The organism is Pseudomonas sp. P5_B2, from assembly GCF_056400445.1.
Window position 1 is genome coordinate 1 of sequence record NZ_JBFULH010000111.1, and the last position, 11,881, is coordinate 11,881.

8 protein-coding genes and 1 tRNA gene are annotated in these 11,881 nt (G+C 61.3%); 1 reads left to right on the plus strand and 8 read right to left on the minus strand.

All coding sequences use genetic code 11. From position 1 onward, the window contains the following. Positions 1 to 101 precede the first annotated feature (101 nt). The 8 genes from AC1DRJ_RS11975 to fdnG form a co-directional block, all read right to left on the minus strand. Complete coding sequence (locus AC1DRJ_RS11975) at positions 102 to 1,181, minus strand: AI-2E family transporter (RefSeq protein WP_477802331.1); 1,080 nt, start codon at positions 1,179 to 1,181, stop codon at positions 102 to 104. A 162-nt stretch (positions 1,182 to 1,343) separates the two neighbouring features. Beyond that, positions 1,344 to 1,439, minus strand: a tRNA-Sec gene (locus tag AC1DRJ_RS11980). Positions 1,440 to 1,445: 6 nt separating this feature from the next. Further along, entirely contained in the window at positions 1,446 to 3,353 is a 1,908-nt protein-coding gene (gene selB / locus AC1DRJ_RS11985; protein WP_477802338.1) for a selenocysteine-specific translation elongation factor, read from the minus strand. Further along, complete coding sequence (selA, locus tag AC1DRJ_RS11990; RefSeq protein WP_477802332.1) at positions 3,350 to 4,771, minus strand: L-seryl-tRNA(Sec) selenium transferase; 1,422 nt, start codon at positions 4,769 to 4,771, stop codon at positions 3,350 to 3,352. The genes selB and selA overlap by 4 nt, the downstream gene beginning before the upstream one ends. A 47-nt stretch (positions 4,772 to 4,818) precedes the next feature. Next, on the minus strand, positions 4,819 to 5,745 hold the full coding sequence (gene fdhE, locus AC1DRJ_RS11995) for a formate dehydrogenase accessory protein FdhE (protein WP_477802333.1): 927 nt from the start codon (positions 5,743 to 5,745) through the stop codon (positions 4,819 to 4,821). 4 nt (positions 5,746 to 5,749) lie between these two features. Next, positions 5,750 to 6,403 (minus strand): formate dehydrogenase subunit gamma, encoded by a 654-nt coding sequence (locus AC1DRJ_RS12000; protein ID WP_477802334.1) that lies wholly within the window; start codon positions 6,401 to 6,403, stop codon positions 5,750 to 5,752. Beyond that, entirely contained in the window at positions 6,400 to 7,335 is a 936-nt protein-coding gene (gene fdxH, locus AC1DRJ_RS12005) for a formate dehydrogenase subunit beta (RefSeq protein ID WP_477802335.1), read from the minus strand. Before fdxH ends, AC1DRJ_RS12000 begins: the two co-directional genes overlap by 4 nt. Continuing rightward, positions 7,336 to 10,401, minus strand: a complete 3,066-nt coding sequence (gene fdnG, locus AC1DRJ_RS12010; protein ID WP_477802336.1) for a formate dehydrogenase-N subunit alpha — start codon at positions 10,399 to 10,401, stop codon at positions 7,336 to 7,338. A gap of 299 nt (positions 10,402 to 10,700) precedes the next feature. Here fdnG and AC1DRJ_RS12015 point away from each other — a divergent pair, with 299 nt between their 5' ends. Beyond that, positions 10,701 to 11,855: a MalY/PatB family protein gene (locus AC1DRJ_RS12015; RefSeq protein ID WP_477802337.1), complete on the plus strand. Its 1,155-nt coding sequence runs from the start codon at positions 10,701 to 10,703 to the stop codon at positions 11,853 to 11,855. The last annotated feature ends 26 nt before the right edge of the window (positions 11,856 to 11,881 follow it).

Genomic DNA, 11,881 nt, shown 5'->3' on the forward strand with positions numbered 1-11,881 from the left:
GGTGTCTACTTTGCTGAAGCTGTTCCAGCGTTCGGCACCACCATGGGCGGTTAAAACCCGGTCCAGCAACTCGTGACTTGGCGCGTTCATGGTTGAGGATTTTACACTTCCTCCGGCCGATCCTGAACCCACTGCCAGAACAATTGGTAGCCCACCGCAAGCACCACCGGCCCTATGAACAAGCCCAGGATGCCGCTCGTGACCATGCCGCCCAGCGCGCCAATCAGCACGACCGGCATCGGCACATCTACACCCCGTCCCAGCAACAGCGGTTTAAGTACGTTGTCCACCAAGCCGGCAATGAACACAAAGACCGAGAAGATAATCGTCCTGGTATTGGGCCCCTCGGTGGCCATCACATAGATAATCACCGGCAGCGTAATCAGCGTCGCCGGTAACTGCATGATGCCCAGCAGCAACACGAAGATGGCCAGCAGACCCGCGCCCGGGATGCCTTTGAGCACGAAGCCCAGCCCGACCAGCAACATCTGGATGAAGGCGATGCCGACCACACCGAGCGCAACGGCGCGGATGGTTGCAGTGCACAGCTCGGCGATTTTCGGACCCTTTTCAGGACCGCTGATGCGCGACGCGATATCGACCGCGCAGCGGCTGCCGGCCTCACCATGCGCCATGAAAATACCGGCGATGATCAAGGCAACAATGAACATCAGCAAACCCGCACCGACGCCGGCAATTTTGGTCAACAAGCCCACACTGACGCCTTTTATTTGCGGCAGGTACTTGGCTATCAGGTCCGGAAGATCGGTTGAGGCCTGCAGCCATACCGACGAGATCGTTTTACCCACGATTGGCCACGTGGCGACCGTTTCGGGCGGCGGCGGGATGTTGAAGGTACCCTCCTTCACCAGGTCGATGACCTGTCCGACCGACGAAGCAATCGAGGTGCCCAACAGATAGACCGGCACCACCAGAATGGCGATGGCAATCAGTACAATCGCCGTGGCAGCACGCCCTTCGCTGCGTCCGAACGACCCCATCAATCGCAGTTGCAACGGGTAGAGCGTAATCGCCAGGATGATCGACCACAGCATCAGGTCGCGAAACGGACGGAATATCTCGAAGCAGAACAGCACCAGAACAACAATCAACCCGGCACGTATCAGGACATCGAGCATGCTGCGGGTTAACGATTTCTCGGACAGGGGCGTGGGCACCATGGATGTCTCCTTGCTTATGCAAAGCACGTGGGGAAGCGGTAAGGCCAGCATAGACGGTGATTTAACAGTGCGACGTGATCTATGTGCCCTGCATCGCAGCACTTCGAAAAAAAAGTGAAAATTCAGCACATTGACCCAATATTTACCCCTGAATCCAGAAAATGGCGGAAGGCAGCCGGAGTCGAACCGGCCCGGGAGCGGATGCCGTCCCCAACCGGGTTTGAAGCCCGGCCGCGCCACCGGGCGCGATTGCCTTCCTTGAAATCAGTCGTCTTTGTGTCGGGCCAAGGCACTGTCCAGGCGAATTTGGCGCTTGTCGCCCAGGCGGCGGGTCAGGCCGATGCGATCGAAGTACTCCAGAATCTGAATGCTGCGCTTGCGCCCCAGGCCGACCGCATCGCGAAACGCCGCGACTTGAATCACCGGGTTGTGCGTGGCCAGTTGCAAGAGCATAGCCGCCAATCGACAGATCATCGCATCGGTGTAGAACAGGTCCCGGATCACTTGATGCAGCAACCCCAACCGTGCCATTTTGCGCAACAACAGGCGCACGGTCGCCTCGTCATTCCCCAGTTGGCGCACCCATGGCGGATCGAAACCAGCCCGCTCGAACAGCGGCTGGATGCGGTGCCAAAGGGCTTCGTCTTCTTCACTCAAGCGCACTTGATGATCGGGTAAATGCAGCCACGGCCCGCTGGCGGCGATGGCACCGCTGGCGAGTAATTCATCGAGCAGGCGGATGAAGGTCGGGCGTTCCAGCGAGGATGCGGTGAAGCGGCGCAGGCGATCCCGGTCTGGGCCCATTTGATCCGGTTCCAGTTGATGAAAGCGTGCGAGCTGTTCCAGCAAGGGCGCTTTCAGCGACTCCCAGCGCGGCGCGCTGAACAACAACGGACCTTGGCGGGTCTCGATCAAGCACACGTTTTCGGGCAATACCCAAGTCGCGCGCGGGCGGTTGAACTGACGTTCCAGTTGCCGTGGATCAAGGCCCGTGTCGCTGTGGGCCAACAACGCCGGCAACAGTTCTTCCAGCGAATTATGGGTGGTGAGGGCCAGTAGTTGCGCTAATCGCTCGGGGCTACGACGGTGCCGGGCCGGGGCAAACGGGTCGAGCACCCGCCCACCGCCGAGGGTACGTTGCGCACTTTGATCCCGCAGGATCAACGGATCGCCCTTCACCGCCTGCACCGGCGCATTGAGCAGGATTTGCGCGAACATCCGCGCACCCGGCGCAAGGCTTGCACCTTCCAGCAACGCCACCCGCCCCGTTACGTCCTGAGTGCCGAGGTGCACATGCACCGGCTGAAAGTGTTCGAAGGCTTTGGCTTCGCTGGCCAGCAAACGCAGATCGATGTCCAGTCGCTGAGTCGGGGCGTACAGCCACTCGGCCAGCAGCCATTGGCCACGGTGAATATGCTCCAGCGCCAAACGTTCGGCACTGAGGTTCAATGCGACGCGTTGGCCGGCAATCGCGGTGTCTGCGGCTTGATTTTGCGCGTGCAACCCTCGCACACGTACAGGTTTGCCCTGCGGACTGAGCACCAGCGTGTCACCCACCGTCACTTGCCCGGACAACGCCGTGCCGGTCACCACGATGCCGGCACCAGCCACGCTAAATGCCCGATCAATGGCCAGACGAAAACCGCCGTGGGTGCTGCGTTGAACGACGTCGCGCTGTGCATCGAGCAACGCCTGGCGCAGCGCCTCGACGCCTTCCCCGGTGACACTCGACAGCGCAATTTGCGGCGCATCGGCATACGGCCCGGGCGCCAGCAGCGTTGTCATTTGTTCATGGACGGCTTGCACCCTGGCCGGCTCGACCCGGTCGCACTTGGTAATCGCCACCAGCGCCCGGCGAATGCCCAGCAGTTCAACGATCGCCAGATGTTCGCGGGTTTGCGGCATGACACCGTCATCCGCCGCAACCACCAGCAACRCCAGATCAATGCCCTGCGCTCCGGCCAGCATGTTGTGGGTGAAACGCTCGTGACCGGGCACATCGATGAACCCGGTCAACCCGGCGCCGGGTTCCAGTGCTGCGTAGAGATAGCCGAGGTCGATGGTCATGCCGCGTTCGCGTTCTTCGCGGCGACGGTCGCCAGCCTGCCCGGTCAATGCTTGTAGCAACGAGGTCTTGCCGTGATCGATGTGCCCTGCCGTGCCGACGATCACCCTGGCACCTTCAATTGATCGAGTTGCGCCAGCCACGCGGCTTCGTCGTCCAGTTGGCGCAAGTCCAGCCACAGTGCGTCATCGTCGATGCGGCCCAGTACCGGAATGGCCAACTGACGGAACCCGGCCTCCAGCCCCAGCAATTGCCGTCCGCGCAGACGTTTGGACACCTTGGGCCGCAGGCATAACGCGGCGCTCGGCAAGCGTGCCACCGGTTGGCTGCCGCTGCCGATCATGCCCAGCGCCGGCAGCGCACTGACGCTCCAGCCGTCACCCACAGCGAACGCCAGCGAGGGTTGCAGCCGTTCGGCCTGGGCGAAGATATCGGCCTGCGGACGGGTCAGCAGGCGCAAACTCGGCAGACGCTCGGCGAGGCGCTCGGGATCGCGGTACAAACCCAGCACTGCTTCGAGCGCAGCCAGGGTCATTTTGTCGACCCGCAGCGCGCGTTTGAGCGGGTTTTTCTTGATCTTCGCGATCAGGTCTTTGCGCCCGACAATCAAACCGGCCTGCGGTCCCCCCAACAACTTGTCGCCACTGAAGGTGACGATGTCCGCGCCATCGAGCAGCGCCTGGCGCACCGTCGGTTCGGCGGGCAGGCCCCAGCGGGTCAAGTCTAGCAGGCTGCCGCTGCCAAGGTCTTCAAGCAGTGGCAAGCCATGGCTGTGCGCCAACTGCGCCAGTTCGGCGGTGGGCACCCGTGCGGTGAACCCCTCAATGCTGTAATTGCTCGCATGCACGCGCATCACCAGGCCGCTGCGCGGGCCGATGGCTGCTTCGTAATCACGGGCATGGGTGCGGTTGGTGGTGCCGACTTCATGTAGCCGGACCCCGGCCCGCGCCATGATGTCGGGAATGCGGAAGGCCCCGCCGATTTCAATCAGCTCGCCTCGGGAAATAATCCCCTCTTTGCGCGCGCCCAGGCTGTTGAGCGTCAGCAGCACGGCCGCTGCGTTGTTGTTGACCACTGTCACCGCTTCGGCACCGGTCAGTTCGCGGATCAGGCCTTCGATCAGGTCATCACGGTCGCCCCGCTTGCCGCTGTGCAGATCAAATTCGAGATTGAGCGGATAGCGCGCGGCCATTTGCACCGCTTCGATGGCGACTTCCGGAAGCAACGCCCGCCCGAGGTTGGTGTGCAACACGGTCCCGGTCAGGTTGAACACCCGGCGCACATGGCTTTGGTGGTGTCGGGCCAGACGCTCCCCCGCCCGCCCCGCCAGTACGTGCGGGCTGATTTCCACGGCATCGAGTTGCCCGGTCAGCACAGGTTCGCGCAGGTCATCGAGCAATTGCCGCAAGCTCGTCAGCAGCGACTCCCTTCCATAGCGCTCGGCCAACGGTTGGCAGGCAGGATGGCGCAGCAAACTGTCGATGGAAGGCAGCCGCAACGTTTGGCTGGCGGAGGTGGAAGGCATCAGGCGCTCCTGGAACGATTGACCGTCGCGCCTGAGTGTAGATGCGTTCAGTCGCCCCCGGGTGCCAGCAGCAAATTGGGCGCCGGACGCAGGTAGCCATCCTGTTCCAGGCGCATGTCGAGCATCAGGCTGGCCAAATCCGCCGACAGCGCCTCGGCCTCGGCGTCGTTTTCCAGGTACAGCAGTTTCAGGTAACTGCGACAGCCAGGGCAGGTTTCGGCGCGCAACGGTGCTTGATTGGCGGCGTGACGGTCATCCTCCTGGCTCATGTATTCCAGGCCTTTGCTTTGTTCGCAGTACACGCATTTGACCCGCACCACATGCCATTCGCACGCACACAACGAGCACACCAGATAACGCAAACCGTTGTGTTTGCCCCGTTGTCGAATCACGCCAGCCATCGCCGGAGAACCGCAGGCCGGGCATTGGCTGAGGCTGTCACCGGGTTTCAGTGCCAGGTCCGGTGTGCTCAGCAACCAGTGACTCCAGGCCGCTTGCAAGGCGGCACCGAGAAACGGCACCAGCGCCGCTGGTAACAGCGTGAACTGGCCACTGACCAACGCCACCGCCCAAGCTTTGCGTTGCCCGGCATCGGTATGGCGCAACGTCGCCAGGGCGTGTTCTACGGCGGGTTGCGGCGCTGGCCCGTAGCGTTGCAACAAGGCGTCGAGGTACGGCAACCAATGCCCCTCGCGCACCAGAGTGTCGGCGGCAAGCGGTGGCAGGCCATGCTCTTGGCAGACTTTGATTCGCTCGGGATCGGGCAAGGTGGTGACGGGCGGATCGTCCATCAGACGTTGCTGAACATGACACAGACTGGCCACCAGGCGCAGGTAATCGGCCAACGCATGCCCCTCGGCCAACCGTTCTAGCCGCAATGCGCGCAAAGTGAACAGGTTGTGCGGCGGCGGGTACAGAAACGGCGGTGAGGTCGCCGCCGCTTCAATCTCTCCAGGCTCAAGAATCGTCGGCAAGTGCTTATCCTTTTTTGCTGATCGGCCGGTCGGGGTGTTCGTCGCGAGTCACTTCGCGGTACCACAGTTCATGGTGTTTTTTGGCCCAAGGGCGGCTGACCCAGCCATGCACCATGGCGCTGACCGAACCCTTGATCCAGATCCCGGCGTAGATGTGCACGATGATGCTCAACACCAGCACAAACCCGGCCAACGCATGCAGCAGCATCGACCAGCGAATCGCGGTGATCCCAAAAAAAGCGCTGAAATACGCGCGCCAGATCACCAGCCCACTGAACAGCAGCACCAGCATGCAGGCCAGTAAAGTCCAGAACAGCAGCTTCTGCCCGGCGTTGTATTTGCCAACGGGCGGCACGCCCTCCTCCTCGTTCTTGATCACCCGCCCGACGCGTTTTAGCCACAACCGATCATTGGTAATAAAGAAATTCGCTCGCCAGAAGCGCAGCACCAATCCAAGGAACAGCACAAACATCACCACGCCCATGAACGGGTGCAGGATGCGCGTCCACGGGCCACCGCCAAACAGGTTGCTGAGCCAGAACAGCGCCGGATGAAACAGCGCCAGCCCGGAGAGTGCCGCCATGAAAAACAGGATTGCAACCAGCCAGTGATTGGTGCGCTGGCCACTGGTGTAGCGAAGGATGGTTTTGTTGCTCATGGCCTGTCCTCCCGCCGCGGATCATAGGTATGAACCGAGGGGTCAACCTCATGCACGTTCGGGTCCTTGCCTGGGGGATGTTCGTCCTCTTCAACCACCTGCGGCCCGATGCGCACGTAATGAAAGAACCCGGCCAGCACCGCCAGGCCCATGGCCAACAGGCCTAACGGTTTGCTCACGCCCTTCCACAACCCAACCAGCGGACTGATCGCAGGCGCGTTCGGCAGGCCGGCGTACAACGACGGTTCATCAGCATGATGCAGCACATACATCACGTGCGTGCCGCCCACACCCGCAGGGTCATAGAGACCTGCATGCTCGAAGCCGCGACTCTTGAGGTCGACAATGCGTTCGGCGGCGTGTTCTTTCATGTCTTCCTTGGTGCCAAACACAATCGCCCCGGTCGGGCAGGTTTTCACGCAGGCCGGTTCCAGCCCGTACTCGACCCGATCCGAACACAACGTGCATTTGTAGGCCTTGTGATCCTTTTGCGAGATCCGCGGGATGTTGAAAGGACAGCCGGTGATGCAGTAGCCGCAACCGATGCAGTGGTCCTGGTTGAAGTCGACTATGCCATTGGCCAGCTTGATGATCGCCCCCGGGCTCGGGCACGCCGCCAGGCAACCGGGTTCGGCGCAATGCATGCAGCCGTCCTTGCGAATCAGCCATTCGAGGTTACCGGCAGGGTTTTCATACTCGGTGAAGCGCATCAGCGTCCAGGTTTCGGCGCTCAAGTCATGCGGGTTTTCGTAGGTGCCGAGGTTGAAGCCGATTTCGTCGCGCAGGTCGTTCCATTCCTCGCAGGCCACCTGGCAAGCCTTGCAGCCGATGCACTTGGTGGTGTCGATCAGCTTGGCCACTTCCTCCTCAATGCGTACCGAAGGCGACGGGGTCGTGGTGGCCGACCGGGCAATAATGTCTTGGCTGGCCATTTAGATTTTCTCCACGTTGACCAAAAAGGACTTGGATTCCGGGGTCTGCGTGTTGGCATCGCCGAGGAACGGCACCAGGGTGTTGGTGAGGTAACCGTGGCGTGTGAGCCCGGTAAACCCCCAGTGCAACGGGATACCGATCTGATGCACCACCTGATTGTTGACCTGCAACGGACGAATCCGCTTGGTCACCACCGCCACCGCTTCAATGTGCCCGCGCTTGCAGCTGACGCGCACGCGATCGCCAGCGACGATGCCTTTTTCCTTCGCCAGCACCTCGCCTATTTCGACGAACTGCTGCGGCTGGGTAATCGCGTTGAGCCGGCAGTGTTTGGTCCAGAAGTGGAAGTGCTCGGTCAAGCGGTAGCTGGTGCCCGCGTACGGGTAATCCTTGGCCACGCCAAGGGTATCCCACACCGAATCGAAGATCCGTGCTGCCGGGTTGCTGGTGGCTTTTTTGTTGTTCGGGTGCAGCGGATTGATGCCGATGGGCGTCTCGAACGGCTCGTAATGCTCGGGGAACGGGCCTTCGTTCATCTTGTCGACGGCGAAGAACCGCGCCACGCCTTCGGGGTTCATGATGAACGGATTCATCCCCGCTTCCGGCGGCACGTCAGCCTTGTAGTCAGGCACATCGGTGCCGCCCCAAACTTTGCCGTTCCACCACACCAGGCGTTTTTTCGGGTCCCACGGGTTACCTTTCAGGTCGGCGGACGCGCGGTTGTAGAGAATCCGACGGTTCGCCGGCCAGGCCCAGGCCCATCCCAGTTGTTGGTGCATACCCCATGGATCGCTATTGTCGCGACGGGCCATCTGGTTACCGGTCTCGGTCCAGCTGCCGCAGAAAATCCAGCAGCCGGACGCGGTGCTGCCGTCATCCTTGAGCTGACTGAAGGCGGCCAGTTGCGCATTGCCCTTGATCGGCGCGCCCGTGGCGTCGGCGAAATCAGTGGTGGCGTAGCCGTTGATTTCCTTGGCCAGTTCTTCTGGCGAGGGTTCGTCGGCGATCTTGTACGGCCACGACAGTTTGAGGAGAGGATCGGGGTACGCGCCGCCCTGCGTCTGGTAACGCTGACGCAAACGATGAAACAGCTCAGCCATGATCCGAATGTCGGTGTGCGCTTCACCCGGGCCATCGGCGCCTTTCCAGTGCCATTGCAGCCAGCGGCTGCTGTTGACCAGCGAGCCGTCTTCCTCGGCAAAACAGGTAGTGGGCAGGCGAATCACTTCGGTCTGGATATCGGCACTTTTGACATCGTTGTAAGGGCCGAAATTGCGCCAGAACTCTGAAGTTTCAGTGGCTAGCGGGTCCATCACCACCAGCCATTTGAGTTTGGCCAGCGCCACCATCACCCGGTTCTTGTCGGGCAACGCGGCGATCGGGTTGAAGCCCTGGCACATGTAGCCGTTGACCTTGCCCTGGCCCATCAGATCGAACACTTTGAGGATGTCGTACTGGGGGATGTCCAGTTTCGGCAGGTAGTCGTACGCCCAGTTGTTCTCGACCGTGGCATTGGGGCCATACCAGGCTTTCATCAGACTGACGTGAAACTTGCTGTAGTTCTGCCAGTAGGACAACTGCCCCGGGCGCAACGGTTTTTGCGTGCGCTTGGTGATGTACGCGGCGTAGTCCTGCTCGGCGTCGCCCGGCAAGGTGAGGTAACCCGGTAGCGAGTTGGAAAGCAGCCCGAGGTCGGTCAGGCCCTGGATATTGGAGTGCCCGCGCAGGGCATTCACGCCGCCGCCCGGCATACCGACGTTGCCCAGCAGCAATTGCACCATCGCCGCGCTGCGGATGATCTGCGCGCCGATGGAGTGCTGGGTCCAGCCCAACGCATAAAGGATGGTCATGGTCTTGCCCGGTACCGAGCAAGTGGCGATTTCATCCCAGATTTTTTGCATGGCATCGACAGGCATGCCGCAAATCTGGCTCGCCAGTTCGATGTTGTAGCGGCTGTAATGCTGCTTCATCAATTGATAGACGCAGCGTGGGTCTTGCAGGGTCGGGTCGATTTTGACGAAGCCGTCTTCACCCAGTTCATACCCCCAGCCGGACTTGTCGGTATACGCCCGCTTTTCCGCGTCATAGCCGCTGAAAATCCCGTCCTCGAAGCCATACCCGGCTTTGACGAGGAACGACACGTCGGTGTAGTTGTGCACGTATTCGTGCTGGATTTTGTCCTCGGTCAGTAGGTAGTTGATCAGCCCACCCATGAAGGCGATGTCGGTGCCGGTGCGAATCGGCGCGTAGTAATCGGCCACCGAGGCGGTGCGGGTAAATCGCGGGTCGACCACGATCAGTCGCGCGTTGTTGTGCGACTTGGCTTCCGTCACCCATTTGAAACCGCACGGGTGCGCTTCTGCTGCGTTGCCGCCCATCACCAGAACCAGATTCGCGTTGGCGATATCGGTCCACGTATTGGTCATGGCACCACGGCCGTACGTCGGGGCAAGACTTGCCACCGTCGGGCCGTGTCAGACACGCGCCTGGTTATCAAACCCCAGCATGCCGAGACTGCGAATGACCTTGTGGGTGATGTAGCCCGCTTCGTTGGAGGCCGCCGATGCCGCGAGGAAACCGGTGGTGAGCCAGCGGTTCACCGTTTGGCCCTGGGCATTCTTCTCGATGAAGTTGGCGTCGCGGTCGGCCTTCATCAGGTCGGCAACGCGATCCATCGCTTCATCCCAGGAGATGCGCGTCCACTCGCTGCTGCCGGGCTTGCGCACCTGCGGGTATTGCAAGCGATCGGGACTGTGAATGAAGTCCAGCAGACCCGCGCCTTTGGGGCAAAGGGTGCCGCGGTTGACCGGGTGGTCGGCGTCACCTTCGATATGAATGATGTTTTGCGCGACATTCTTGGCCGTATCGCCGAGGCTGTACATGATCAAGCCGCAACCGACCGAACAATACGGGCAGGTGTTGCGGGTTTCATGAGTGGCGGCAAGCTTGAAGTGGCGCACTTGCTCGGCGAAGGCCAGCGTAGGGGCCATGCCCAACGCGCCCAGGCTCGAGCCTGCAAGGCCGATACCAGCGACCTTGAAGAACTGACGACGGCTGAGGTCCATCGTGCACTCCTGATCAGGTGGAAATCCGGGGCTTGGCCGGACTTTCTAAGCAATCACGGTGGCGGCAGACGGACTGCCGACACATGGAACTCTAGTCAACGCATCGCGGGTCTGTGTGAAAACCGACCGTCGGGCACTGCCACACCACACAACCTGTGGGAGCGAGCCTGCTCGCGAAAGCGGAGTATCATTCGCCATCTTTGGTGCCTGACACGGCGCTTTCGCGAGCAGGCTCGCTCCCACAGGGGCTTGGCGATTATCATGGGTGCCATTCCAATCCTGCATTCACGAGACCGCGCATGACTTTCGATTTTGATCAGGTGTTCGACCGCCATAACACCGGTAGCACCAAATGGAGCCGCTACCCGGCCGACGTGCTGCCGATGTGGGTGGCCGACATGGATTTTGCCGCGCCGCCGATGATCATCCAGGCCCTGCAAAAACGCCTGGAACACCCGATGGTCGGCTACAGCGTGGCCCCGGATGACCTGCGCGACGCCATCGTGGCCGACCTCTGGAACAAATACGCCTGGCGCGTCGAGCCGCAAGAGCTGATCTTCCTGCCGGGGGTCGAGTCGGGCTTCAACATGGCGCTCAAGGCGCTGGTCCAGCCGCCACAGAACGTCGTGGTGCAGGTGCCCAACTATCCGCCGCTGCGCCACGCGCCGGGTCATTGGGACCTGAACAAGGTCGAGCTGAGTTTCGACGAGCAGGCTGACGGCACCTACACCACACCGCTCGCCAGCCTCAGCCAATCGCTGCAAGGTGGCGGCGCGTTGCTGCTGAGTAATCCGCACAATCCTCTGGGCAAAGCCTTCCCCCGGGACGAACTGCAAGCGATCGCCGACATCTGCCTGGAACAGGGCGCCTGGATCATCTCCGACGAGATCCACGCCGAATTGTGCTTCGATGGTCRCAAGCATATTCCGATGGCAACGCTGAGCCCGGACATCGCCCGGCACACGATCACACTGATGTCGGCGAGCAAGGCCTACAACATCGCTGGCCTGAAAACTTCGTTCATGATCATTCAGGACCGCGCCTTGCGCGAGAAGGTCAACCACGCCCGTTGCGGCATGGTCGACAGCGTCAACCCGCTGGGCCTGTTAGCCACCCGCGTCGCCTACAGCGAAGCCGGGCCATGGCTGGCGGAACTCAGCGCCTACCTGCAAAGCAACCGCGATTACCTGGTCGACGCCGTGCGCACCCGCCTGCCGGGCGTCACCATGAACGTGCCGCAAAGCACCTACCTGGCATGGCTCGATTGCTCGGCGCTGGGGCTGGACGACCCGCAGCAGTTCTTCCTGGAACAGGCCAAAGTCGGATTGAGCCCTGGCCTGGACTTCGGCGATGACGCCAAGCAATTCGTGCGCCTGAACTTCGGCTGCCCACGTGCATTGCTAGAAGAAGGCATAGCGCGGATGGAGCGCAGCTTGCTCAATCGCAAGGCCTGACACACAACACACATCCCCCCTGTGGG